We start from the raw sequence: 24,436 nt of genomic DNA on the forward strand, positions 1-24,436 counted from the left end.
CGCCCCGCGTTGGCCTCCTGAACGAAAGAGTGAACAATGAGTCAAGACGCACAGCCGGACCTGGGCATCGGCATGGTCGGCTACGCCTTCATGGGGGCCGCGCACTCGCAGGCGTGGCGGAACGCTCCCCGCTTCTTCGACCTGCCGCTCGCGCCCAAGATGCGCGTCGTGGCTGGCCGGAACGCCGCGAAGGCGGCGCAGGCCGCTGACAAGCTCGGCTGGGCATCGAGCACCTCGGATTGGCGGGAGCTGCTGACTCGCGACGACGTGCAGCTCATCGACATCTGCTCGCCGGGCGACACGCACGCCGAGATCGCCATCGCGGCGCTCGAGGCGGGCAAGCACGTGCTCTGCGAGAAGCCGCTCGCCAACACGGTCGAGGAGGCCGAGCGGATGAACGCGGCGGCGATCGCCGCCGAGGCCCACGGCGTGCGCGCCATGGTCGGCTTCACGTATCGGCGAGTGCCGGCGATCCGACTCGCGCAGCAGCTCGTCGCGGAGGGTCGCATCGGCGACATCCGTCAGGTGCGAGCCCAATACCTGCAGGACTGGCTCGCTGACGAGAACGCGCCGCTCTCCTGGCGTCTCGACAAGGAGAAGGCCGGCTCGGGTGCGCTCGGCGACATCGGGGCGCACATCGTCGACCTCACCCACTTCATCACCGGCCAGCAGCTGAGCGGAGTCTCGGGTCTCGTGGAGACGTTCGTGAAGGAGCGACCCGTCGCCGAGGACTTCGCGGGGCTCTCCGGAACCGGCGGCACCGAGCGCGGCCCCGTCACGGTCGACGATGCCGCAGTCTTCTTCGGTCGCCTGCAGGGCGGCGCCATCGCCGTGTTCGAGGCCACGCGCTTCGCGTACGGTCGGAAGAACGCGATCAGGCTCGAGATCAACGGAACGACAGGATCGATCGCCTTCGACTTCGAGGACATGAACGTGCTCGAGTACTTCGACGCGAGCGGCGATCCCACCACGGCCGGGTACACGCGCATCATCGTCACCGAGCCAGAGCACCATCCATTCATCAAGGCGTGGTGGCCGGCCGGCCACGGGCTCGGCTACGAGCACGCCTTCACGCACCAGGCGGTCGAGCTGGTCGAGGACATCGCGGCTCGCCGCGCTCCGGCGCCCTCGTTCGCCGACGGCCTCGCCGTCCAGCGGGTGCTCGCCGCCGTCGAGGAGAGCTCGGCAAACGGCAGCTCGTGGGTCTCGATCCCCGTGCCGAGCGATGCCCCGCACACCTCAGTCGAACCAGAACTCCAGAGGAGCTAGTCCATGTCTCGTCCTGTCACGTTGTTCACCGGTCAGTGGGCCGATCTGCCGTTCGAGGAGGTCGCTCGCCTCGCGGGGGAGTGGGGGTATGACGGCTTGGAGATCGCCTGCTGGGGTGATCATCTGGATCCGTGGCGGTGGGATGACGCCGAGTACGTCCAGGGCAAGCTCGACGTTCTCGAGCGCAACGGTCTCAAAGTGTGGACGATCTCGAACCATCTCAAGGGGCAGGTGGTGTGTGATGACCCGATCGATCAGCGCCATCGGGACATCGTGTCCGACCGGGTGTGGGGCGACGGTGAGCCGGAAGGGGTGCGGCAGCGTGCTGCGGAGGAGCTGAAGAACACGGCCCGCCTGGCCGCGGCGCTGGGTGTGAAGACCGTCACGGGCTTCACGGGGTCGAGCATCTGGAAGTACGTGGCGATGTTCCCTCCCGCGACGGAGGCGATGGTGGATGCCGGCTACCAGGACTTCGCGGATCGGTGGAACCCGATCCTGGATGTGTTCGAGGAGGTCGGGGTCCGGTTCGCGCACGAGGTGCACCCGTCCGAGATCGCGTATGACTACTGGACCACGAAGCGTGCGTTGGAGGCGATCGGGCATCGGGAGTCGTTCGGGTTGAACTGGGATCCCTCGCACATGGTGTGGCAGGACATCGACCCGGTGGGGTTCTTGTGGGACTTCCAGGACCGCATCTATCACGTGCATTGCAAGGACACGAAGAAGCGCCTCAGCAATGGTCGGAATGGGCGGTTGTCGTCGCATCTGCCGTGGGCGGATCCGCGGCGGGGGTGGGACTTCATCTCGACCGGGCACGGGGACGTGCCGTGGGAGGACTGCTTCCGCATGTTGAACGCGATCGGGTACGAGGGGCCGTTGTCGGTGGAGTGGGAGGACGCGGGTATGGACCGTCTCGTGGGTGCTCCGGAGGCGTTGGGGTTCGTGCGCACGCTGTCCACGTACCGCCCGTCGGAAGCGGCGTTCGACTCGGCGTTCTCCACGAAGCAGGACTAGCCCCGAAGCAGGACGAGCCCACGAAGCAGGACGAGCCGGCGCGGATCAGCCCTCTGCGAGGTCGTCGAGGATGAGCGCCAGCCGGTACGGCACGACCTCGGAGAGCGAGACGGTGGTGCTCGTCCGTGTGACGCCGGGCAGCTCGAGCATGGCGCGCGTCACTCGATGCAGGTCGCTCGTGTCCTTGGCGACGACACGCGCCAGCAGGTCGGCATCACCGGTCGTCGAGTGCACCTCCACGACCTGGGCCATCTCGCCGAGTCGCTCGTAGGCCTCGTCGGCGGCATTCTGGCTGAGGGAGAGCGCGACGAAGGCGGTCAGCGGATAGCCGAGGGCGGCGGCACTGAGGCGGGTGCTCTCCGGCGAGAGCATCCCCTCGTCGGCGAGCCGCGACAGGCGAGCGTGCACAGTGTTCCGGGCGACGCCGAGCTCTCTCGAGAGGGCGAGCACGGACGCGCCGGGGAGTCGGTCGAGCGTCCGGATGATGCGGGCGTCAAGGGCGTCGAAGCCGCGATGATTGGGCAAATCTCCTCCTCAGGTGCGGAGAGCGTGCAAACTGCTCAGTCCGCGCAGCTTGTCTTGCGCAGACTACCCCCGGGCGACATGCTCGGCGCATGCCTGAACTCGTCGCGCCTCCACGCCACCGCGCTCTCGACGACATCGCCGGCCTCGCCGTCGGAGTTCTGGTCATCTCGTTCGGGCTCTTCCTCCTCAAGTCGGGCGGCCTCGTCACCGGAGGGACCGCCGGCCTGGCGCTGCTGCTCGGGTACGTGCTGCCCGTTCCATTCGGAGTCATCTTCGTCGTCGTGAACCTGCCGTTCTTCGCGCTCGCCGCTCGAGGCAAGGGCTGGCGGTTCGTCGTGAGGAGCCTCGTCTCGATCGCGCTCGTCTCCGTGCTGACCTCGCTGCATGCATCCGTCGCGGGGGTTGGGCCTCTCGAGCTGCCTCCCGTCTACGCGGCGGTGCTCGGCAACGTCCTGTGCGGCGTCGGGCTGCTCATCCTGTTCCGACACAACTCGAGTCTCGGCGGATTCACCGTCGTCGCACTCGTGGCGCAGGAGAAGTTCGGCGTGCGGGCCGGCTACGTGCTGCTCGCGCTCGACCTGCTGGTGGTGCTTGCCTCCTTCACCGTCCTCGACCCGTCGCAGGTGCTCATCTCGGCGCTCGGTGCCGGCGTGCTGAGTCTCATCATCATGCTCAATCATCGGCCGGGCAGGTACCGAGCCTCCTGACCTCAGGCGCCCGTCACCGCCCGCGCATGCAGTGATGGGCACCAACCTCCCCCGAGGTTGGTGCCCATCGTCCCCTGCCGCGGTCGCCAGGTGAGGAGTGCAGTCGGGCGTCGTCCCCCGATGACGCCCACCCCGTGTTGATGCGGGCTGCAGTTTCTCGAACCCGGCGTTACGCGCCGGCGAGGGGAGTATTTGGTTGCTCTCTGTTCCGTTCGCCGCCTCGAGCCGCAGCTCGAGATCTCACGGATGTGGTGGCTGTGCCGCCGAAGGCTGCTTCACTTTCGTGGGGTTGCCCGGGCGGTGCCGTTTCGCTCACCACATGGAGGAAGCTAACACGGTGGTGGCGGGCCGACGCGCGCGTCTGGTGTCGCTAATGAACCGTTTAGTCCATTCGGATCGTCCACATGTCTTTTGGTCGGTGTGCTCGTGAATCCATGCCTGATCTGGCGATTCGCGGGGTCTGCGACGGGCCGATCCAGGCTGCGAAAGCGGAATCGGCATTCCGTGCCGCTGTGCCCGAACCCGCAGCGCGCCTCCCGGCGCTGGACGCGTCGCTGTCGATCGGCGCGCTCGGATCGTGTTTCATGAGGGTATGCATCTCGAACCCTCGCAGGTACTCGAAGGCCGGCACGTCTCGCTGCATCCGGCGAGCGCGGCAGGCTGGGCGGAGCTGGGCGATGTCCTCTGCGTGCCAGAGGTGTTCGCCTCCGGATGGGGTGGGGGTCCCGCTGGGATGCCCGACCGTCGAGACTGGGGCGACTGGGTGGAGAACTACACGCCTGGGCCCCGAAATGGATGCACCTACGTCGTCAGAGTCAACGGCGGGCCGCAGCACGGGCGGGCTGTCGGCACGACCTCGATCGGTCGCGTCGACCTGGCCAGGGAGTCGGCGGAGATCGGGTGGACCGCCTACACGCCAGCGGTGTGGGGGACCGTCGTGAACCCGGCCACGAAGCTGGTGCTCCTCGACCACCTCTTCCGGGTGGGCTTCGGGAGAGTCGAGTTCAGCGTCGACAACCGCAACGAACGCTCGCAGGCGGCGCTCGCCAAGCTCGGCGCTGCCCGGGAGGGGGTGCTGCGGCGTCATCAGCTCCGTGCGGACGGCACCTGGCGAGACACGGTCCGCTTCTCCGTCATCGAGCCAGAGTGGTCGACCGTCCGCGAACGGCTGCGTGCACGTGTCGAGGCCGGGCAGGCGCTGGTGGGCGAGGCGGGTCCCGTCGACGGAAGATCAGCCCGCTGAAGGAGAACGCGGAGCTCGGCTCAGCGTGTCCGTCAGCAGACGTGGTTCCATGGACCCATGACGACTCCTGTGTACACCGCAATTGCCCACGCTTCCGGTGGTGGCCGCGACGGCCACGTGCGTTCGGAAGACGACCGCATCGATCTCGACACGCGTCCCCCGAAGGAGATGGGTGGCAGCGGAGAGGGCACCAACCCTGAAGAGCTCTTCGCCGCCGGATACTCGGCCTGCTTCCTCGGCGCATTCCACGCGGCAGGAAAGCAGCTCGGCAAGGACACGAAGGACGCCGCCGTCTCCACCTCGGTGGGAATCGGCAAGCGCGAGCCCACTGGCTTCGAGCTCTCGGTGGTCCACGACGTCTACGCGCCGAACCTGTCGAGCGAGGAGACCCAAGAGGTCGCTCGCATCGCGCACGAAGACATCTGCCCCTACTCGCACGCCACCCGCGGCAACGTCGACGTGCAGATCAACATCGTCAGCTGATGGCGGAGGTGAACGAACAGTCGCATCCGGATGACCGGGTCACGCGAGCCGAGCTCGCGGGCATCGTCGACCACACGCTGCTGAAGACCGACGCGACCCCTGGGCAGGTGGCTGCCCTCCTCGAGGAGGCCAAGGCCCTGAAGGCGTTCTCCATCTGCGTCTCGCCCAACATGCTCCCCGTGCAGGGAGACCCGGGCGAGGTGAAGATCGCGACCGTGGTCGGCTTCCCCTCCGGGAAGCACCACTCCGCGATCAAGGCCGCAGAGGCGGCGCGGGCCGTCGCCGACGGCGCCGACGAGCTCGACATGGTCATCGACATCGGCATGCTGAAGGCTGGCCGGGCCGACCTCGTGCAGGCGGACGTCGCCGCGGTCCGCGAGGCCGCCCCGTCCGCACTCCTCAAGGTCATCATCGAGTCTGCCGCGCTGACGGACGACGAGATCGTCGCCGCCTGCCAGGCTTCCGAAGCCGCGGGGGCCGACTACGTGAAGACGTCGACGGGCTTCTCGGCCGCTGGCGGAGCATCCACCCATGCCGTGGCGCTCATGCGTGCCACGGTCGGCGAACGGCTCGGCGTGAAGGCGTCCGGCGGTATCCGCTCGACGGCGGATGCGCTTGCCATGGTCGAAGCCGGCGCCTCACGCCTCGGCCTCTCCGGAACGGCAGCTGTGCTGGACGGCCTCAGCGGCTAGAAGTCCCGCATTCCGGGTTCCCATTCGGCGGCCCGGAACGCTGAACGTGCGAAGAGCGCATGCCCTCAGGGGCATGCGCTCTTCGTCGTTGTGCCTCGAGCTCGCGCGCCGGTCGCGGTGCCCGTTCAGGCGGTGCGCGGTGTGAGGTGCCGGTGCACGGCCTCGTGGATGCCCTCGATGTCGCCCTGCTCGGTGAGGCGGACGAGTTCCTCGTGATGGGTGCTGAAGTCGCCGAGCGCGGGGTGCGCGCCGATTGCGTGCGAGGTGCAGATGAGCGACTCGGTCGCGATGGTCGAGTACGCCCGGGAGAGGCGCGAGTTGCCTGCACTCTCGACGAATCTCCGGTGGAAGGCGTGGTCGATGCGGAGTGCCCGGATCTCGTCGCCGGCATGGGCGGCTTCGTGCAGCTCCGCCACGACGGCGGACAGGGCCGAGGCGATGCTCGCCCGCTCGGCGGGGGACTTGGCCGCGATGACGGCGGCGGCCGCGCACTCGAGCACTTCCCTGGCCGCGAAGATCTCCGCGGCGTCCTCGTCGGTGAGTTCTCGGACGAAGACGCCACGATTGCGGCGGCTCTCGAGCAGGCCCTCCTGGACGAGCCGCTGCAGCGCCTCACGAACCGGCCCGCGCGAGACCTCGTAGTCAGCGGCGATGCGCGCTTCGTTCAGCTGCGCGCCTGGTGCGAACGAGCCGTCGATGACCTGCTCGCGGAGATGGTCGGCGATGATCGCCGAGGTCTGCTGGCTCTGGAGGCCAAGCGTGGCTGCTGCGCTCATGGGATGCGTCCTCAGCTGTGGAGCTGACCCGAGTGGGCCGCGTGGTCGACATGGGTGGCGGGCTCGACCTGGAAGGTGCTGTGGCTCGTCTCGAAATGCTCCTTGAGGCACGCGTCGAGCTCGCAGAGCACGGCGTCGAGGCCCCGCTCGTCGAGCGTCTCCGGGGCGACGACGACGTGGGCGGAGAACATGGGCACGCCGGACGTGATGGTCCACGCATGCACGTCGTGCACATCCACGACCCCGGGCACGGACCGCAGGTGCCTGCGAGTGGCGTCGAGGTCGACGTTCTTCGGGGTGGCTTCCATGAGCACGTCCACCACCTCGCGGAGCAGGCTGATGGCCCTTGGGAAGATGAGGACGGCGATGAGGATCGACGCGATCTGGTCGGCGACCATCCACCCCGTCACCCAGATGACGATGGCCGCGATGATGACGGCCACCGAGCCGAGCAGGTCGCCGAGGACCTCAAGGTACGCGCCGCGCACGTTCAGGCTCTCCTTCTGGCCCGATCGCAGCACGAGGAGCGAGACGAGGTTCGCGACGGCTCCGATGACCGCCGCGGCGAGCATGATGCCGGACTCGACCTCCACCTCCTGCCCGAATCGGCGGATCGCCTCGATGAAGATCGTGACGGCGATGACGCCGAGGATGAGTCCGTTGATGAGTGCCGCCAGCACCTCCGCTCGCTGGAAGCCGAAGGTGCGGCGGGAGGATGCGGGGAGCGTCGCCACGTAGCTGGCGAGGAGCGCGACGGTGACGCCGGCCGCATCCGTGAGCATGTGGCCGGCGTCGGCGAGCAGGGAGAGCGAGTTCGAGGCGAAGGCTCCGACGATCTGCACGAGGAAGACGCTCGCCGTGATGGCGAGGACGATGATGAGCTTCTTGCGGTGCTTGCCCGTGGCCGTCGTGTGGTCGCCGAGCCCGTGGCTGTGCCCGTGGTCCTCGTGGAGCTCGGAGGAGCGTTCGACGCACGGATGCGTCGGGCTGAAGGCCTCGCCGCCGTCGTGGTCGTGCGCCGGCTGATCGCCGTCGTGGCGGTGGCCGTCGGCAGGCTCGGTGGGGTTCGACATGCGTCCAGGCTAGCCCTGCTGTCTATTGTTGACAATCTCCAATCCTGGGACGGTTGCGGGGAGTATCGGTCCCGTGCCGCGCCTGGCGCGTATTTCTCGCGACACGGAGCCAGCGCTAGGCTCCTGGCATGTCCTCATCGAGCGAAGCCCCCGCAGTCAGGAACGAGCACGTCGATGGCGTCGAGGCCCCCGCATCCGCTCGCGACGCGCAGGTCCAGCACACGTCGGACGATGCAGCGCTGCGCCGGCTGACCTCGATCCGCGGCAGCATCGACAACATCGATGCCGCGCTGGTGCACATGCTCGCCGAGCGCTTCAAGTTCACGACCCTCGTCGGTGAGCTGAAGGCGGAGCACGGCCTGCCGCCCGCAGACCCCGACCGTGAGCGACGCCAGATCCTCCGCCTCCGCCAGCTCGCGGAGGAGGCGCACCTCGACCCCGAGTTCGCGGAGACGTTCATCAACTTCGTCATCGCCGAGGTGATCCGCCACCACGAGCGCATCGCCGAGCAGAACTAGGCGATCGGGTCTCGGCGAGCGGGCCTAGGCCCGCCCGCCTGCCGCTCCGTTGGGAGGGTGCGGTGCCCTAGCGGGCCGCGAGAGCGTCGGCCATGCGCTGGATGATCTCCTCGATCACCGGCTTCGGGGTGGCGAACACGATGCGCACGTACTGCTCGAAATCGGCACCGCAGGACGCACCTGCGGTCAGGGTGACGCGGGCGTTGTCGAGGAAGAACTTCGCGGGTGAGCCATCGATGCCGAGGGCTGACACGTCGAGCCAGGCCACGTAGGTCGATTCGGGCACGATGGCACGCACGCCGGGCAGGAGCTCGGCAACCAGCCGGAAGAGGAGGTCGCGGTTCTCGACGAGCGCCGCGTTCACCTCGTCGAGCCAGCCGTCGCTGTCGCTGTACGCGGCCTCGGCGGCGAACGCACCCAGGATCGACGAGCCCCACACGACTCCGAAGCCGAACGTGCGGTAGTGCTCGAGATCGGCGTCGTTCGTGAAGATGATCTGCGCGGACTTCAGGCCAGCGACGTTCCACGCCTTCGAGGCCGCCGTCGAGGTCACCGAGTGGCGGGCCGCTTCGGCCGAGACGGACGCGTACGGGATGTGCTGCGGCCCATCAAGGGTGAGCGGCGCCCAGATCTCGTCCGCGAAGACGCGGCCTCCGCCGCGCTCGACGATGTCGGCGAGGCGGAGCAGCTCGTCTCTCGTGTAGACGGCGCCCGTCGGGTTGTGCGGGTTGACGAGCACCACGTTGGCCGGCCCATTCGCGAAGGCACGCTCGATGCCCTCGAAGTCGAGCGTCCAGCGCTCGTCTTCGATCACTCCCGCAACCTCGATCGTCTCGCGCCCCTGCAACGCGTCGGTCACGAGGAACGGCATGTACGCGGGCGTCGGCACGATGATCGGAGAGCCCGGAGCCGTGAAGTGACGCACGAACACGTCGAAGGCGCCCATGACATCGGCGATGTGGTGGATGCGCTCGGGCTCCACCGCCCAGCCATAGCGTCGCTCGAAGAACGCGGACGCGGCCGTCGCCGTGCGCGCCCAGGTGGGTGGGGCGAGATAGCCGAGCTCGTCCTTCTCGACGGCCCCGAGGATCGCCTGCCGCACGTTCGACGCCGTCCCGAAGTCCATCTCCGCGACCCACGCGCCGATGGTGCCCTCGTTGAGGCTCCACTTTCGGCTGTCGGGGCGGGCCAGCTCCGCGCGGGTGACGGCGTCGAAGCGCCTCGTGGTCTCGGTGCTGCTTGTCGGCGAGGGCATGTGGGAAACGTAACCACGCAAACGCTCGGGGCCCCTCGCGTATTTCCAAAGGTTTCGCCGCGGCTCCACAAGCTGACGCGAGTTCCGTACGTTGACCCTGTGGCCATTGAAGAGCGAAACGAACAGACCTTTGCGACCAGGCAGATCCACGCCGGCGCGGTCGTCGACAGCGACGTCGGCGCACGCGTGACCCCGATCTACCAGAGCGCCGGGTACGTCTTCCCGTCCTACGACGAGGCCGAGGCCCGATTCTCCGGCGAGAGCGTCGGGCGCGCCTATTCGCGCGGCGACAACCCGACGAACGTCGTCGCGGGGAAGCGCATCGCGAACCTGGAAGGTGGGCGGAACGGGCTCGTCGTGTCGAGCGGGCAGGCGGCCATCGCCATGACCCTGTTCTCGCTGGCCGCCTCCGGTGACCACATCCTCTCGACGGCGAGCCTCTACGGGGGCACCCGGCAGCTGTTCGACGGCAGCCTCACGCGGCAGGGCCTGAACTTCGAGTTCCTCCGCGCGGATGCGAGCGAGGAGGAGTGGCTCGCGCGCATCCGCCCCGAGACTCGGGCCGTGTACACGGAGTCGATCCCCAACCCCAAGAACGACGTCGTCGACCTCGAGCTGCTCGGGCGCGTAGCCGCCAAGGCCGGGGTGCCGCTCATCGTCGACAACACGGTCGCGACCCCCTACCTCTGTCGCCCCATCGAGTGGGGCGCCGACATCGTCATCCATTCCACCTCGAAGTGGCTCTCAGGCCATGGCTCAGTCATCGGCGGTGTCATCGTCGATGCTGGGAAGTTCGACTGGGCCGCCAACTCCGAGCGGTTCCCGCACTTCACGAAGGGGTCGTTCGAGGGGGCCCCTTCCTTCATCGAGCGGTACGGCGCCGACACGTTCATGAGCTACGTGAAGTCGGTCACGGTCCTCGACTACGGACCCACGGTGCCGCCGACCAGCACGTTCCTGTTGCTGCACGGCATCGAGACGCTGTCGCTGCGCATGGAGCGCCATGTTGCGAACGCGCAGCGCGTCGCCGAATGGCTCGAGGCCCGACCCGAGGTCGCCTCGGTCGACTACTCGGGACTGCCGTCGAACGAGTACCACGCCCTCGCCCAGAAGTACCTGCCGGACGGTGCTGGTTCCGTCGTCTCGTTCGACCTTCCCGGCGGCCCGGGTGCGGCGCGCAAGTTCGTGGAGGCCCTCGACCTGGTCAGCCACATGACACACATCGGCGACGTGCGATCGCTCGCGCTGCACATGGAATCGACGATCTTCAAGCGCTCCTCGCAGGAGCAGCGCGACGAGGCCGGTGTGACTCCAGGACTCATCCGCCTGTCGATCGGCATCGAGGGGATCGAGGACATCCTCGCCGACCTCGAGCGCGGCCTCGAGGCGACGCGGTCCTAGCAGGCGCGGCCCCTGCCTGGCGCGGCCCTGCCGGGCACAGCTCCGGGTGGTGGCTCCGGGACGTCGGCGTCGCGCGCGTGCGACTCGCGCCCGGTGGGCTTGCGGGGTTTCTGCATCCCTGATGGGTTTCGATGCTGGGCGTGATGGGTTTCGGTGACTGGTCATGGGTTTCTTCCCATCACGGTCGCGGAAACCCATCACGCGCATCCGGGGCACCTCGCAGGTGCCCTCGGCGAGGAGCGTGCTGGGTGCGGATGCGCTCACCTCGTCGCGCGAGCCCGGTGTCGGCGAACGGCGGCCCGGTTCGCGCAACGCACCGAGCAGTAGCGCTGGCGCCCGTTCCGGGTGACGTCGACGACCACGTTGCGGCACTCGTCGCCCTCGTCGAGGCCGGCCGCGCACCGGCCGAGGCGGTGCATGCCTCGCGTCGTGAGGTGCAGGGCGGTGCCGACGGTGATGACGGCGAGCAGGATGTCCGGCAGGGACATGTTCCAGTCGCGGTAGTGGAGGTGCCAGCCTTCGTTGTCGTGGTTGGTGAGGCGCGGATATGCCGTCGCCGAGGCCATGAGGGTGTTGAGGACCTCGGCGCGCTGTTCGTCACTCGGGGCATCCACGACGCGGAGCCACTCGTCGATCACGGCTCGGGTGCGCGCGTGGTCCTCGGCCTCCGGCGGAAATGGCATGGTCATCCCGTGCTCGCGGGTGCGAGCGAGGAGCGCGGGGCGGTCCGCTGGCCAGTCGTTGGCCAGCGAAGCGGCCAGGATGACGGCGTACTCACCGTAAGGGTTGAGATGCATAAGGCTATTACACCAGGCTCGATGGCATGAAGAGACTCACGCCAGCAGATGACTTCGCCACGCGCCCTATCGCCCTGCCTGCCGCCGCGCAGGCGCCCGTTCCAGCAGTCGCCGACGCCGGGCCGACGTGCGTCGAGCACGGATGGGTCACCGCATCCCGACACGCGACGTCGCTCGGCACGATCATCTACAGCGCCTGTGCGAGCTGTGGCACGCACCGGGCGGAGCTCCTCGAGTCGCGCGCCTTCTTTCCCACACCCATCTCTCACGCGGTCGGCGTGCGCTCCGCAGATCGCTCCTAGGTTCGGGGGAGGTGCCGCGGGGGCTGGTTCCGCCCGCAGGCCCGCAGGCGCGGAAGGCTGGAAGTCCGCATGCACGGCCACGGATGCGTCACATCCATCTCTCGGATGACGAAGTTCACCACTTCGGATGACGCGATAGACCCGGTCCAACAAGTAGGGTCACTCCTGTGCACCCCCGTCGAGCAGTGACCTTCGTCGCCCTCAGCGTGCTCTCCGTGACCTCGCTGTCGGCCTGCGCGACCCCCGATCCGGTGCGCCTGGTCGATCACCTCAAGGTCAACGAGCTCTCGGCGACGATGGAGATCGATGAGCTGCTCCCCGAGGACGCGAGCGCGTTTGTGCTCGGCTGCCCGTACAGCGATGTCGATGCGCTCGCTGCGAGCTCCGGCATCGATCGCGAGCTGTTCCGCGTCGGCGACCGCGACCTGCCGGGCCTGACGACCGACGGCCCGGTTGCGCTGCTGCCCGTCATCGACGGCAAGGTGCGCCCCGGCGTTTCCTACGACACGCAGCACGTGTCGATGTGCGGAACCCACAACGAGGCGACCATCGACCGCGGATCGACGCTCACCTTCGCGCAGGACGGCTACGGGCAGTGGTTCGCCGTATCGGTGCTGCCGAGCGAGCAGGCGTAGCGCGCACAAGGCGCCGCCGAACCCCGCGGGCACGCAGAAGGCGCTGACCGTCGTTCTCGGTGCGGTGAGGTCCCCGATCCCGCCCTCGGCGTCCGGCCAGCACATGGTGATGAGGTGTCCTACGTGCGCGGTTCCCGGTGAGGGATGCTGGGCTGAGGTGTGACGGCCGAAGCCGAGACGCTGCCCACCGCGTCGACAGGTGGACTGGAAACCGCCAGCCCTCGGTGTGTGCTCGCGCCGTTCGCCTACCGACTCACCGCGACAGTCTTCCCCGTGTTCGCCCCGTCGACGGCTACGCCTCGAGGAGCTCCACCTCCCAGTTCGTGCGCTGGATGACGACGTCCAATTCGCGGAGCGCCTGCGCGACCCCGTCGGCCTTGGCACGCACGTCGCGCACCGGCAGTGCGGACATCTGCCGCAGCTCGCTGCGCATCTGCCGCTGCCCCCACGACCCGGCCGCCGCATCCGCTGCCCGCACCAGGATGCTGTGCTGCGTGCGCAGCGTCTCCCGCGCCGCGAGCAGCGCCGTGATGGTGCGCCCATCTTCCGTGGGTGCGGTCGCGTTGGTGATGTTGATCGACGTCACGAGACGCTCCAGCTGCAGGAGGCGAGTCGCGCACTCCTCGAGCAGCTCACTCGCGTCTTCGGTCGGCTGCTCACCCTCCTGATAGGAGGCGTTCGCGACGATGCGAGCCTGCAACGACTCGACGCGCTTCTGCAGATCAGCGCGCTCCAGGAGCGCTTCGGCGAGTTTCATGTGCTCACGATCTCACGTCGTAGCTGGCTCGATGATGATGGGGCCGAGCGGGGAACTCTCGTGCGTGATCGAGACGGAGACATTCCCGGCGACGCCCGCAGGGATGGCGAACACGTCGGCGCGGTCGATCGATTCGACGCTGCAGCTGGCACCGTCACCGTCTTTCGCGAGGTACCGGTAATTGATCGAGATCTCGGATGCGCTCAATGTGATGAGTTCGCTCGGCACGTGGCTGCACGGCTCAGCGCCGTCTGGGCGGATGACGGTGAAGGTCCCGTCGTCATTGGCGACGACCACGGGCCGACGCTGCGTGATGTCCGTTCCGGGGATGAGGGCCGACTGCTCGGCTGTCGCGACGGGTGCCACAGCGCCGTCCAGCGTGGTGAAAGCTGGGGCGACCGCCTCCGTCGTCGCCCCGGACGGGGTCTCCACGGTCGGGTCGTCGGTCTGCACGTACTCACTCGTCATGCGCACCTCGACACCCTCCGGGTCGATCCCGGGCGGGACCTGGAACTCGTCGACCCTCGTCATCCCGGTCAGTGTGCAGGCCTGTTCAGGATCGCCCAGGTAGGCGTACGTGATGAGGATCGTCGTGCTGTCGAGCACCATGAGCCGCGACGGCGCCTCACTGCAGGTGTCCACCCCGTTGTCGCTGCGAACGACGCGGAACGTCTCCCGGTCCTCGCTCAGCACGGCGGCTTCGACCCGGAAGTTGTCCTCCTGGCGGAGCAGCTCTTCTTCCTCCTGGGTCGCAGCTCTGGCCACCGCGAGATCGAACTCCTCGACGTAGACGCCTCCGTCAGCCCCGGGCGTCTCGCTCGGGTTCCCGACTCGCGGGTCCGTGGGCGCGCATCCGACGAGCGTCGCGAGAGCCAGCGCGGCAAGAGCCGCGGCGAGGGGCGTCTTCGAACGGCGCAGCGCTGTCGTCTCGGTCATGCTCGAAGGCTACAGAGTGGGGCGGTCCCGGGGAAGGCTCCGGCTGTGCGACACGGCGCTGCCGGGTGGGCTGCGGGAGGGCGAGTTCAACTCGCGATGAGGAGTCGAGGCGCCTGTCCTGGAATCACGCAGCTGCCTTCTCCCGTCTCACGTCGGGAGCTGCTCGATGACGATGGGGCGGTACTTCGGGTACTCGAAGGCGATCGAGACGGCGACCGCACCGGTGACGCCCGCCGGGGCAGAGAAGGTGTCGGTGCGATCGATCTGCTCGAGGCCGCAGTCCTGACCGGGTTCGCCGAGGAAGCGGTAGTGCACGGCGACCTCGGAGGCGCTCAGTGCGACGAGCTCTGCTGGCATCCGGCCGCACGGATCGGCGGAGTCCGTGCGGACAACGGAGAACGAGCCGTCCGGGTGCGAGATGACGGCAGGCACTGGGCCGTAGGGGTCGGTGCTGACGACCGTGGCCGATTCCTCGGGCGTAGAAATCGCCGAGCTCAGCAGCTCGAACGCGTTCAGGCTCGGGAACTCGACGTTCGCACCCCCACCGCCGTCCGTGGCCGGTGCCGCATCGAACGCGAGTGGCGCGGGTAGCGTCGCCTCGTTCGCGGTGCGCACCTCGACGCCGCGCGGTTCGATTCCCGGCGGGACCTCGAACTCGTCGACGCGGGTCGTCCCCACGGCGCTGCACAATTGGCCAGGTTCGCCGAGGAAGCGGTAGGTCACGAGGATGGTCGTCGGGTCGACGACCATCAGGCGGATGGGGGCTTCGCTGCAGGAGTCATCCGGACTGTCCGTGCGGATCACCGTGAAGCGGGTGCCGTCCTCGCTGAGGACCGCCGCCCCGTTGACACGATCCGGCGAGCTCAACAGCTCGCCCTCCGTGGGCGTGGCAGACCGGGCGGGTTCTGGTTCGAACTCGACGAGGTACGGCTCGTCACCCGGGGACCGGTCTCCGGTCTGCGGATCGGCGGGCGCGCATCCCACGAGCCCTGCGACGGCGAGGGCGAGGACCGCCGCGCAGAGGGGCATCTTCGAACGGCGCAGCGCTGTCGTCTCGGTCATGCTCGAAGGGTACCGAGCGGTGCGGCCGTCGGGAAGACGTGATCGCGCGACCGCGGAACGGCAGACTCAGGCTGGGGAACTGGTCGGTCACGACACGATGTGGCGCTGTCGCACCTCGTCGATGAGCTCCACGGTGATGGGTCCCGCGGTCACCTCGAGCGGAAGACCGAACTCGTCGACGACGGAGACGCCCACCGCCATTCAGTCCGACATGGCCTCGCGCTCGGAGATGATCGCCCCACCACCGGTCGCTAGCCTGGCCTCATGTCCTGGATCCACGCAGCCTCCTTCACGGCGGAGCCCCTCTACTTGAACACCGCGTCGATGGGCCTGCCGCCGAAGGCGACAACGGATGCGCTCACGCGGGAGATCGCAGGCTGGAGCGCGGGGCGCCGACAGGCGAACGACTACGACGCCACGGTCACTCGATCGCGGCAGCTCTACGCGGAGCTCGTACACGTGCCCGCCGCCTGGGTGGCGATCGGCAACCAGGTCTCGCCCCTCGTCGGACTCATCGCAGCCTCGGTCCCGGACGGCGCCGAGGTGCTCTTCGCGGAGAACGACTTCACGAGCGTCAGCTTCCCGTTCGCGGCCCACGCCGACCGTGGCCTGAGGCTGCGCGAGGTGCCCATGCACACCCTCGCCGAGGAGATCGGCTCGGACACGGCCTGGGTCGTCGTCTCGGCGGTGCAGTCCTCGACGGGCACCCTCGCCGACCTCGACGCCATCGAAGCGGCGGCGAAGAAGCACGGGGCGCGCACCCTCATCGACCTCACGCAGTCCGCCGGGTGGAACGACGTCGACGCGAGCCGCTTCGACGCGACCGTCTGCGCCGCCTACAAGTGGCTGCTGTGCCCGCGAGGTACCGCCTTCCTGACGCTCGATCCGGAACTGCACGACAGCATCCGCCCGCTCGCCGCGAACTGGTACGCAGGTGAGGACCCGTGGTCGAGCATCTACGGGCTGCCGCTCCGGCTTGCAGCGGATGCGCGACGCTTCGACGTCTCGCCCGCCTGGCAGGCATGGGTCGGCACGGAGGCCTCGCTCGAGTTCCTCCTCGGGGTGGGAGCGCCACAACTGGAAGCGCACGCGCTCGAGGTGAGCGCCGCATTCGCGTCGGCGGCGGGACTCCCGGATGCTCGCTCCGCGATCCTCGCGCTCGCCCCCGTCGAGGGCGCAACCCAGCAGATCAAGGACACGCTCGAGCACCTCGACGTGATGGCCGCCAACCGCGCCGGTAACTTGCGGCTGTCCTTCCACGCGCACAACACCGCCGACGAAGTCGAGCCGCTCGGAGAGGCACTGAGAGGCCTCGTGCACATCGTCTCCGGACGCTGACGCGGCCTCTCCCGCGCAATTAGACTCCGGCCGTGCGCGGTAAGAACTTCTTCGACAACCTGGCCAGGAAGGTCGGCGGAAAAACCCCGTCGACGACCATCGGGCGCCGCGCGCAGCGTGCCCTGCTCGCCGAACGCAGCATCCGCGAGGTGCTCGAGCTGGCCGTGCGGGTCGGCGAGACGATGCTCGCGCTCGGTGCCTCCGCGACGGACGTGACGGATGCGATCCGCCGCACCACGAAGGCGTTCGGCGTCGACTGCCAGATCGACCTCACCTTCACGTCGATCCTCGTCGTGCACGATGGCGCGAACGACGGCGCGGGCATCAGCCTGCTGCGCGTCGTCAACAGCCGCCTCCCCGACTACGACCGCCTCACCCGGGTCATGGAGCTGTCGCGCGAGATCGCGGCCGACCCCAACGATATCGACGTCGCCGAGACGATCGACGACCCGGCGAAGCTGGAAGAGGCCCTGAAGCAGCTCGAGTCGTTCCACCAGCGCCTCGACGAGATCCTCGTCGCCCCGCAGCGCTTCCGCCGCTCGATGGTCACCGTGTGGCTCGCGCTCATGGCCGGCGGCGTCGGCTTCCTGCTCGGTGGCGGACCGCTCGTCTGCCTGCTCTCGGCGGCGACGACCGTGATCGTCGACCTCGTCCTCCAAGCTCTGGGCCGCTGGGGGCTCCCCGCCTTCTTCCTGCAGATCGCTGGTGCCGCTATCGCGACGGGGGTGGCCGTTGGCCTGCTCGCGTTGCTCCCGGTGCTGCCAGTGGAGTTCGCCGCGCTCCCGCCGGCGCTTGTCGTCGCATCCGGGCTTGTCGTCCTGCTCGCCGGGATGTCATTCGTGGGTGCAGCGGACGACGCCATCAACGGCTTCCCCATCACGGCGATGGGGCGGCTGCTCGAAGTGGTGCTGCTCACGCTCGGCCTCATCGTCGGCATCGCCGTCGTTCTCGATGTCGCGCGGGGCCTCGGCATCGACCTTCGCCTCGTCGAACGATCCGTGCAGCCGTGGCCCTCGGCCGTGCAGGTGGTCGGCGCCGCCATCGCAGCCGCGGCGTGGGCGCTCGCGTCCTACGCGACCGTGCGCACCGCCCTGGTCGCCATGGTGTTCGGCGGAATCGCGTACCTCGGCTACGACATCCTCGTGACAGCCGGAACAGAGCCGCTCGTCGCGACCGCTGTGCCCGCCCTCATCATCGGCGTCCTCGGCGAAGGCCTCTCACGCAAGCTGCACATCCCCGCCACCATCACCACCGTCTGCGGCACCGTGCCCCTGCTTCCAGGATTGGCCATCTACCAGGGGATGCTCGACATCACGTCGAGCTCCTCCTCGGACGACGGCGTGCTGCGACTCGTGCAGGCGGGCTCCATCGGCATCGGCATCGCCGGCGGCGTCACCCTGGGGCGGTTCCTCGCCCGGCAGTTCCGGCGTCGTCGTCGTGGCGCGCCGCGCGAGGCGAGGGTCATGTCGAAGCGACAGTTCCGAGGAACCGCGACCGCCGGCCCTGAGACACGCGCCATGTACGTCATCCCCGACGAGGTCGCCGTCGGCCTCGAGACAGGAATGCTGCGCATCGTCTCGGTCGACGAGGTCGTGGATGCGGTGACCGGCGCCGCCGCGAAGGGTCCAGATGCGCCAGCTCAGCCGGAGGCGACGGCGCGGCCGACGCATCCCAACGTCGCGCTCAAGCGTGGCGACCTGAACGCTCGCGGAGAGTGACGGTCGGGGCGAGGCATAGAGTCTCCTCGGTCCCGCCGTGCTCTGAGAACCGGAGCAGGCGAGCGAACGACCTCCACGCACATCCCGAAGGAGCACGAATGACGACCGCGAAGGCCTACGCCGCCCCCTCAGCAACCGAACCGCTCGAGTCCATCACCATCGAGCGCCGCGACGTCGGAGCGAACGACGTGCTCATCGACATCGCATACTCGGGCATCTGCCACTCCGACATCCACACGGTGCGCGGCGAGTGGGGCCAGGTTCCCTACCCGCTCGCCCCCGGCCACGAGATCGTGGGCACGGTCGCCGAGGCCGGCTCCGACGTCACCAAGCACAAGGTCGGCGACCGCGTCGGCGTTGGCTGCATGGTCAACTCGTGCCGCGAGTGCGACAACTGCAAGGCCGGCTCCGAGCAGTACTGCACCAACGGCAACGTCATGACGTACGGCGGCAAGGACCGCGACGGCAGCATCACGCAGGGCGGATACGCGACGAACGTCGTCGTCGACGCCGACTTCGTGCTCAGCGTGCCTGAGAGCATCCCGTACGAGAAGGCCGCCCCGCTGCTCTGCGCCGGTGTCACGACGTACTCGCCGCTTGCCCACTGGAATGCAGGACCCGGCAAGAAGGTCGCCGTCGTCGGCATGGGCGGCCTCGGCCACATGGCCGTGAAGATCGCGGTCGCCATGGGCGCCGAAGTCACCGTGCTCTCGCAGACCCTCAGCAAGCAGGAAGACGGACTGCGCTTCGGAGCGAAGCACTACTACGCGACGAGCGACAAGGCCACGTTCTCGGAGCTGCGGAACACGTTCGACCTCATCATCAACACGGTGAGCGCGAACCTCGAGATCGACCAGTACCTCAACCTGCTGACACTCGACGGCACCATGGTCTACGTCGGTGCGCCGGCCGAGCCGATCCCCGTGCGCGCGTTCACGCTCTTCAACAACCGCCGCTCCTTCGCAGGATCGACGATCGGGAGCATCCGCGAGACGCAGGAGATGCTCGACTTCTGCGCCGAGCACGACATCGCGCCGGAGATCGAGCTCATCGACGCCGCGCAGATCAACGAGGCCTACGAGCGCGTTCTCAAGTCGGACGTGCGCTACCGCTTCGTGATCGACGCCGCCACGTTCTAGAGCGGCGCCGCCACGTTCTAGCGGCGCCGCGGCAGCTCTCCCGCCGGCGCGGCGGCTCTCCCGCCGGCGCGGCGTTCTGGCGCCGGCGCCTGGCGCGGATCTTCAGTTTCGGGATGGGTTCCACGCCTCCGGATGGGTTGCAACCCATCCGGAGGCGTGAAACCCATCCCAAATCTCGTTGCGCGGCGGGCGTTCCGCAGGGCGTCCGGCCGGGATGCGGCGCTGAGTTTCGGGATGGCTTTCGCGCATGCGGGTGGGTTGTAAGTCATCCGGAGGCGTGGAGCCCATCCCGAATCTCGTCGTGCGGCGGGCGTCGTGCCGCGCGTTCTGCCGAGCGCCGCCGGCGGCTACGCGCGGGCGGGCACGTCGTGCCAGCGGCCGTCTTCGATGCACGCCTCCGCGGCCTCGACGTTGAGTTTCGGGATGGCTTTCGCGCATGCGGGTGGGTTGTAAGTCATCCGGAGGCGTGGAACCCATCCCGAATCTCGTTGCGCGGTGGGCGTTCCGCAGGGCGTCCGGCCGGGATGCGGCGCTGAGTTTCGGGATGGCTTTCGCGCATGCGGGTGGGTTGTAAGTCATCCGGAGGCGTGGAACCCATCCCGAAACTCGTTGCGCGGCGGGCGCTGTGCCGCGCGTTGCGCAAGCCGTGCCGGCGGCTACGCGCGGGCGGGCACGTCGTGCCAGCGGCCGTCCTCGATGGACGCCTCCGCGGCCTCGACGATCTGCGCGGCGACGAGCCCGTCGGCGACCGACGGAGCGACCTGCCTGCCCGTGACGACGCTCTCCAGGAACCGCGCCGCCTCGATGGTCTTGAGGTCGTCGAAGCCCATGCCGGTTCCGCCGCCTGGCTGGAAACGGTGGAATTCGCCGTGGCCGGGGGACATGTAGACGGTCGTGTAGCCGTACGGGTTCGACGAGTCGAGGCAGACCTCGAGCTCGTTGAGGCGCTGGAAGTCCCACCGCAGCGAGCCCTTCGTGCCGTACACCTCGAGGGCGTACTCGGCGCGGGGGCCGCGCATGATGCGGCTGGAGTCCATGATGCCGATCGCGCCGTTGTCGAAGCGCATGAGCAGGGCGGCGTAGTCCTCGTTCTCCACGGGCTTCAGCTCGCCGGTTCCGGGGGCGGAGCGGTCGACGATGCCCGTGCCCGGGGCTGGGCGCTCGGTGATGAAGGTCTCGGCGGTCGCGGAGACGCTGCCGATGCGGCCGACGACGTGCTGGGCGAGGTCGAGGCCGTGCGAGAGCAGGTCGCCGAGCACGCCGGATCCGGCGCGCTCGCGCTCGAAGCGCCACGTGAGCGGTGCGAGGGCGTCGGACGAGTAGTCGGCGAGGAGCGCGCCGCGCACGTTCGTGATGCGGCCGATGGCGCCCTCCTCGATGAGCTGCTTCATGTGGTCGATCGCGGGTGCGTTGCGGTAGTTGAACCCGACAGCCGTGACGATGCCGGCGGCATCCACTGCGGATGCGATGCGCCGCGAGTCGGACGCATAGCGTCCCATGGGCTTCTCGATCCAGAACGGCTTCCCGGCTTCGGCTGCCGCGATGGCCATCTCGGCGTGCAGGAAGTTGGGGGAGCAGATCGAGACGACGTCGACCTCTGGGTCCGCGAGCACTTCGTGGTAGTCGGCGACGGTGCGCTCGAAGCCGAGTCGTTCCTCTGCCTGTGAGCGGGCTTCCGGCACGGGGTCGGCGGCGACGACGAGCCGCGTCTTGATGCCGAGCTCGGGGAAGTGGTCGGGGACGGCTCGGTAGGCGCGCGAGTGGAGGCGACCCATCCAGCCGACGCTGATGAGGCCGACGCCGATGGTGCGGGGCGTGGTGGTGGTCTGGTCGGTCATGGGAACTCCTTTGTCCAGCTTGGAGCTGTCATATGTTCGGACAACGAGACATTTCTACCCGGTGTGGTCGTGTCGTAGCTCTGCGTAACCTTGCGTTACCTGAAGCGTTCAGTTTCGGGTCGAGAGCGCGAGTCATGCTGTTCCGATGGGTTTCGCCGAAGGACACACATCAGTTGCAGCGCCGGACCGGGTGGTGGTCCGAGGCGCCCGAGAGCACAATCTGCGGGACGTCGATGTCGATATCCCGCGGGATGCCCTCGTCGCGTTCACGGGGGTCTCGGGCTCGGGGAAGAGCTCGCTCGCGTTCGGGACGCTGTACGCCGAGGCGCAGCGGCGGTACTTCGAGTCGGTCGCACCCTACGCACGCCGCCTCATGAACCAGGTCTCGCCGCCCGACGTGGATTCGGTCGAGGGCCTGCCGCCTGCGGTCGCGCTCCCGCAGCAACGCGGAGGCGGGAGCGCTCGTTCGACGGTCGGGAGCACGTCGACGATCGCGAATGTCGTGCGCATGCTGTTCTCGAGGGTCGGCGTGTATCCGGAGGGCGCGCCGATGCTGCTCGCGGAGGACTTCTCGGCGAACACCGTGCAGGGTGCCTGCCCGAACTGCCATGGGCTCGGCCGCGTCTACGAGGTGCCCGAGTCGCTCATGATCCCGGATGCGTCGCTGAGCATCCGCGACGGGGCGATCGCCGCGTGGCCGACGGCCTGGCACGGCAAGCAGCTCCGGGACAGCCTGGTCTCGCTCGGCTACGACATCGACATCCCGTGGCGCGAGGTTCCCAGCGAGCGCCGGTCGTGGCTGCTGAACACGACGGAGAAGCCGCAGGTGCCGGTGTTCACGGGCAGGTCGCCCGCGCAGGTTCGCGCTGCGGTGGCGGCGGGCGACGAGCCCTCGTACATGAGCACGTTCGTCGGCGTGAAGCGGTACGTGCTCGATACCTTTGCCAATTCGAAGAGCGAGCGGATGCGCGAGAAGGCGGCCGCGTTCATGGAGAGCGTGCAGTGCCCCTCGTGTCGGGGCACGCGGTTGAAGCCGGATGCTCTCGCCGTGACGTTCGAGGGGCTCGACATCACGCAGCTCGCGGCGATGCCGCTGCGCGAGCTGGCCGTGCTGATGGAGCGTGTGCTCGAGCCCGGCTGGGTGCGGGAGGGGGAGGCGCTTGCCCCGGAGCAGGACCTCGCCGCGCGACGGCTGGCTGGTGAGCTGTGCGCGCGACTCGCGCCGCTCTCGGACCTCGGTCTGGGCTACCTCTCGCTCGACCGGCAGACGGGGACGCTCTCCGGCGGTGAGCTGCAGCGGCTTCGGCTCGCCAACCAGCTGCTCGCGGGGCTCTTCGGTGTCGTGTTCGTGCTCGATGAGCCGTCGGCGGGTCTGCATCCTGCCGACACGGAGGCGCTCCTCCGGATCCTGCGCGGGCTCCGCGATCGGGGCAACACGGTCTTCTACGTCGAGCATTCGCTCGACGTGATCCGCGAGGCGGACTGGATCGTCGACATCGGCCCGGGGGCAGGAGCTTCCGGCGGCCGCATCGTCTACTCGGGCGCTCTCGAGGGGGTGCGGTCCGCCGAGGAATCGGTGACGCGCCGCTACCTGTTCGACTGCGAGGACTCGCCCAAGCCGAAGCTGCGTGAGGCTCGGCCCAGGGAGCAGCAGGTGGCGCTCGAGGGTGTGGTGCGCAACAACATCCGCGGACTGTCCGTGGCGTTCCCGCTCGGCTGCCTGACCGCGGTCACGGGGGTCTCGGGCTCGGGGAAGACGACGCTGGTGAACCAGGCGCTGCCCGACCTGCTCCGCGCGAGTCTCGCGAGTGAGCTGGGCGAGGCCGTCGCCGATGAGGAGCCGGACGGGGCAGACCCCATGGTCGCCGTCGCGGCGGAGACCACGCGCGGTCGAGCCATCGGCCCGGCCGAGCGGCTCACGCGAATCGTGCAGGTCAGCCAGGCGCCGATCGGGCGCACGTCACGCTCGAACGTCGCGACCTACACGGGGCTGTTCGACCGCATCCGCTCGCTGTTCGCGGCGACGGATGAGGCGAAGCGCAGGCGGTACTCGGCGAGCCGATTCTCGTTCAACCTCCCCAGCGGCCGCTGCCCGACGTGCAAGGGCGAGGGGACGATGGAGGTCGAGCTGCTCTTCCTGCCAACGGTGCAGGCACCGTGCTCGACCTGCGGCGGGAAGCGCTACAACGCGGAGACGCTGGAGATCGAGTACGAGGGATCGTCGATCGCGGACGTGCTCGCGATGAGCGTCACCGAGGCGCGGGAGAAGTTCGCCGGTCGGGCGGAGGTGCTCCAGCATCTGGATGCGCTCACCGATGTCGGGCTCGGCTACGTCTCGCTCGGCCAGCCCGCGCCGGAGCTCTCAGGCGGTGAGGCGCAGCGCGTGAAGCTCGCTGCCGAGCTGCGTCGGGCTCAGCAGGGCGACACCCTCTATCTGCTCGACGAGCCGACCTCGGGGCTGCACCCCGCTGATTCCGATCGCCTCCTCGGGCATCTCCACGACCTCGTCGATCTGGGGAACACCGTCATCCTCGTCGAGCACGACATGCGCGTCGTCGCCGGCGCGGACTGGGTGATCGACATGGGGCCGGGTGCGGGGGACGAGGGCGGCGAGGTCGTCGCGCAGGGCACCCCGCAGGAGGTGGCGGCTGCCGACGGCAGCGCGACCGCCCCCTACTTGAAGCTCGCCGTGGAGCGGCTGGTGGCATCCGGGAAGCGCTGATCCGGGTCCGCTCCTCGCGGCTGGCTCGGCGTTCCTCTCTTGGGGTGACCGTCGGTGCTGACCTCCGCCGGGGGTGCCTCGGTCGCCTCGGTGTCGAGCTCTCGCACCTCCGTCTTGAGGATGCGCATCGACTGTCCGACGCTCTTCGCGAGGGCGGGCAGCTTGGACGCGCCGAAGATGAGCACGATGATGGCGAGCACGGCGAGGCCGTGCCAGCCGGTGAGATTCGCGAGCAT

Annotated in this window: 24 protein-coding genes; 14 read left to right on the top strand and 10 right to left on the bottom strand. The window is 68.7% G+C overall.

Features of this window, described 5'->3' with window-relative positions:
• The first annotated feature begins 36 nt into the window (after positions 1 to 36).
• Both C5B99_RS01880 and C5B99_RS01885 read left to right on the top strand, forming a co-directional pair.
• On the top strand, positions 37 to 1,269 hold the full coding sequence (locus C5B99_RS01880; RefSeq protein ID WP_104240085.1) for a Gfo/Idh/MocA family protein: 1,233 nt from the start codon (positions 37 to 39) through the stop codon (positions 1,267 to 1,269).
• A 3-nt stretch (positions 1,270 to 1,272) separates the two neighbouring features.
• The gene (locus C5B99_RS01885; RefSeq protein ID WP_104240086.1) at positions 1,273 to 2,283 is read left to right on the top strand and encodes a sugar phosphate isomerase/epimerase; all 1,011 of its coding nucleotides are present in this window, start codon (positions 1,273 to 1,275) and stop codon (positions 2,281 to 2,283) included.
• A 45-nt stretch (positions 2,284 to 2,328) separates the two neighbouring features.
• On the opposite strand, the gene C5B99_RS01890 is transcribed toward C5B99_RS01885, so the two are convergent.
• Positions 2,329 to 2,808 (bottom strand): Lrp/AsnC family transcriptional regulator, encoded by a 480-nt coding sequence (locus tag C5B99_RS01890; RefSeq protein WP_104240087.1) that lies wholly within the window; start codon positions 2,806 to 2,808, stop codon positions 2,329 to 2,331.
• A gap of 89 nt (positions 2,809 to 2,897) precedes the next feature.
• Between C5B99_RS01890 and C5B99_RS01895 the strand changes: the two genes are divergently transcribed.
• From C5B99_RS01895 to deoC, 4 genes are all read left to right on the top strand, one after another.
• Positions 2,898 to 3,515, top strand: a complete 618-nt coding sequence (locus tag C5B99_RS01895) for a YitT family protein (RefSeq protein WP_104240088.1) — start codon at positions 2,898 to 2,900, stop codon at positions 3,513 to 3,515.
• A gap of 592 nt (positions 3,516 to 4,107) precedes the next feature.
• Positions 4,108 to 4,758 carry a GNAT family N-acetyltransferase gene (locus C5B99_RS01900; RefSeq protein ID WP_104240089.1) on the top strand — a complete coding sequence of 217 codons (651 nt, stop codon included), beginning with the start codon at positions 4,108 to 4,110 and terminating at the stop codon, positions 4,756 to 4,758.
• Positions 4,759 to 4,815: 57 nt separating this feature from the next.
• The gene (locus C5B99_RS01905) at positions 4,816 to 5,241 is read left to right on the top strand and encodes an organic hydroperoxide resistance protein (protein WP_104240090.1); all 426 of its coding nucleotides are present in this window, start codon (positions 4,816 to 4,818) and stop codon (positions 5,239 to 5,241) included.
• Positions 5,241 to 5,933, top strand: a complete 693-nt coding sequence (gene deoC / locus C5B99_RS01910) for a deoxyribose-phosphate aldolase (RefSeq protein WP_104240091.1) — start codon at positions 5,241 to 5,243, stop codon at positions 5,931 to 5,933. Before C5B99_RS01905 ends, deoC begins: the two co-directional genes overlap by 1 nt.
• Before the next feature lie 125 nt (positions 5,934 to 6,058).
• Here the strand turns inward: deoC and C5B99_RS01915 are convergent, their stop codons facing one another.
• Positions 6,059 to 6,709 carry a GntR family transcriptional regulator gene (locus tag C5B99_RS01915; protein ID WP_104240092.1) on the bottom strand — a complete coding sequence of 217 codons (651 nt, stop codon included), beginning with the start codon at positions 6,707 to 6,709 and terminating at the stop codon, positions 6,059 to 6,061.
• Positions 6,710 to 6,720: 11 nt separating this feature from the next.
• Positions 6,721 to 7,782 (bottom strand): cation diffusion facilitator family transporter, encoded by a 1,062-nt coding sequence (locus C5B99_RS01920; protein WP_104240093.1) that lies wholly within the window; start codon positions 7,780 to 7,782, stop codon positions 6,721 to 6,723.
• A 128-nt stretch (positions 7,783 to 7,910) separates the two neighbouring features.
• Between C5B99_RS01920 and C5B99_RS01925 the strand changes: the two genes are divergently transcribed.
• Positions 7,911 to 8,300, top strand: a complete 390-nt coding sequence (locus C5B99_RS01925) for a chorismate mutase (protein ID WP_104240094.1) — start codon at positions 7,911 to 7,913, stop codon at positions 8,298 to 8,300.
• A 67-nt stretch (positions 8,301 to 8,367) separates the two neighbouring features.
• Here the strand turns inward: C5B99_RS01925 and C5B99_RS01930 are convergent, their stop codons facing one another.
• Positions 8,368 to 9,555 (bottom strand): MalY/PatB family protein, encoded by a 1,188-nt coding sequence (locus tag C5B99_RS01930; RefSeq protein WP_104240095.1) that lies wholly within the window; start codon positions 9,553 to 9,555, stop codon positions 8,368 to 8,370.
• A gap of 99 nt (positions 9,556 to 9,654) precedes the next feature.
• Here C5B99_RS01930 and C5B99_RS01935 point away from each other — a divergent pair, with 99 nt between their 5' ends.
• Positions 9,655 to 10,956 carry an O-acetylhomoserine aminocarboxypropyltransferase/cysteine synthase family protein gene (locus tag C5B99_RS01935; RefSeq protein WP_258063001.1) on the top strand — a complete coding sequence of 434 codons (1,302 nt, stop codon included), beginning with the start codon at positions 9,655 to 9,657 and terminating at the stop codon, positions 10,954 to 10,956.
• A gap of 260 nt (positions 10,957 to 11,216) precedes the next feature.
• On the opposite strand, the gene C5B99_RS01940 is transcribed toward C5B99_RS01935, so the two are convergent.
• Positions 11,217 to 11,753, bottom strand: a complete 537-nt coding sequence (locus C5B99_RS01940; protein WP_104240096.1) for a CGNR zinc finger domain-containing protein — start codon at positions 11,751 to 11,753, stop codon at positions 11,217 to 11,219.
• Between the two features lie 26 nt (positions 11,754 to 11,779).
• Here C5B99_RS01940 and C5B99_RS01945 point away from each other — a divergent pair, with 26 nt between their 5' ends.
• Together C5B99_RS01945 and C5B99_RS01950 are read left to right on the top strand one after the other, a co-directional pair.
• A complete protein-coding gene (locus C5B99_RS01945; protein ID WP_104240097.1) occupies positions 11,780 to 12,055 on the top strand; it encodes a hypothetical protein in 276 nt (91 codons plus the stop codon).
• A gap of 185 nt (positions 12,056 to 12,240) precedes the next feature.
• Positions 12,241 to 12,690: a hypothetical protein gene (locus C5B99_RS01950; protein WP_104240098.1), complete on the top strand. Its 450-nt coding sequence runs from the start codon at positions 12,241 to 12,243 to the stop codon at positions 12,688 to 12,690.
• A 292-nt stretch (positions 12,691 to 12,982) separates the two neighbouring features.
• Here the strand turns inward: C5B99_RS01950 and C5B99_RS01955 are convergent, their stop codons facing one another.
• The 3 genes from C5B99_RS01955 to C5B99_RS01965 form a co-directional block, all read right to left on the bottom strand.
• Positions 12,983 to 13,447 carry a DIP1984 family protein gene (locus C5B99_RS01955; protein WP_104240099.1) on the bottom strand — a complete coding sequence of 155 codons (465 nt, stop codon included), beginning with the start codon at positions 13,445 to 13,447 and terminating at the stop codon, positions 12,983 to 12,985.
• 12 nt (positions 13,448 to 13,459) lie between these two features.
• Positions 13,460 to 14,383: a hypothetical protein gene (locus tag C5B99_RS01960; RefSeq protein ID WP_104240100.1), complete on the bottom strand. Its 924-nt coding sequence runs from the start codon at positions 14,381 to 14,383 to the stop codon at positions 13,460 to 13,462.
• Positions 14,384 to 14,530: 147 nt separating this feature from the next.
• The gene (locus tag C5B99_RS01965; RefSeq protein WP_104240101.1) at positions 14,531 to 15,445 is read right to left on the bottom strand and encodes a hypothetical protein; all 915 of its coding nucleotides are present in this window, start codon (positions 15,443 to 15,445) and stop codon (positions 14,531 to 14,533) included.
• Positions 15,446 to 15,709: 264 nt separating this feature from the next.
• Between C5B99_RS01965 and C5B99_RS01970 the strand changes: the two genes are divergently transcribed.
• The 3 genes from C5B99_RS01970 (at position 15,710) to C5B99_RS01980 (ending at position 19,640) form a co-directional block, all read left to right on the top strand.
• Entirely contained in the window at positions 15,710 to 16,783 is a 1,074-nt protein-coding gene (locus C5B99_RS01970) for an aminotransferase class V-fold PLP-dependent enzyme (protein ID WP_104240102.1), read from the top strand.
• 32 nt (positions 16,784 to 16,815) lie between these two features.
• On the top strand, positions 16,816 to 18,501 hold the full coding sequence (locus C5B99_RS01975; RefSeq protein WP_104240103.1) for a threonine/serine exporter ThrE family protein: 1,686 nt from the start codon (positions 16,816 to 16,818) through the stop codon (positions 18,499 to 18,501).
• A gap of 98 nt (positions 18,502 to 18,599) precedes the next feature.
• Positions 18,600 to 19,640 carry an NAD(P)-dependent alcohol dehydrogenase gene (locus C5B99_RS01980; RefSeq protein WP_104240104.1) on the top strand — a complete coding sequence of 347 codons (1,041 nt, stop codon included), beginning with the start codon at positions 18,600 to 18,602 and terminating at the stop codon, positions 19,638 to 19,640.
• Positions 19,641 to 20,296: 656 nt separating this feature from the next.
• Here C5B99_RS01980 and C5B99_RS01985 read toward each other — a convergent pair.
• Positions 20,297 to 21,478: a Gfo/Idh/MocA family protein gene (locus tag C5B99_RS01985; protein ID WP_104240105.1), complete on the bottom strand. Its 1,182-nt coding sequence runs from the start codon at positions 21,476 to 21,478 to the stop codon at positions 20,297 to 20,299.
• Between the two features lie 145 nt (positions 21,479 to 21,623).
• Here C5B99_RS01985 and C5B99_RS01990 point away from each other — a divergent pair, with 145 nt between their 5' ends.
• A complete protein-coding gene (locus C5B99_RS01990) occupies positions 21,624 to 24,200 on the top strand; it encodes an excinuclease ABC subunit UvrA (RefSeq protein ID WP_181064907.1) in 2,577 nt (858 codons plus the stop codon).
• Here C5B99_RS01990 and C5B99_RS01995 read toward each other — a convergent pair.
• Complete coding sequence (locus tag C5B99_RS01995) at positions 24,152 to 24,436, bottom strand: twin-arginine translocase TatA/TatE family subunit (protein WP_104240107.1); 285 nt, start codon at positions 24,434 to 24,436, stop codon at positions 24,152 to 24,154. The genes C5B99_RS01990 and C5B99_RS01995 overlap by 49 nt on opposite strands.

Source organism: Pseudoclavibacter sp. Z016, from assembly GCF_002931215.1.
In the GTDB taxonomy this organism is placed as follows: Bacteria; Actinomycetota; Actinomycetes; order Actinomycetales; family Microbacteriaceae; genus Pseudoclavibacter.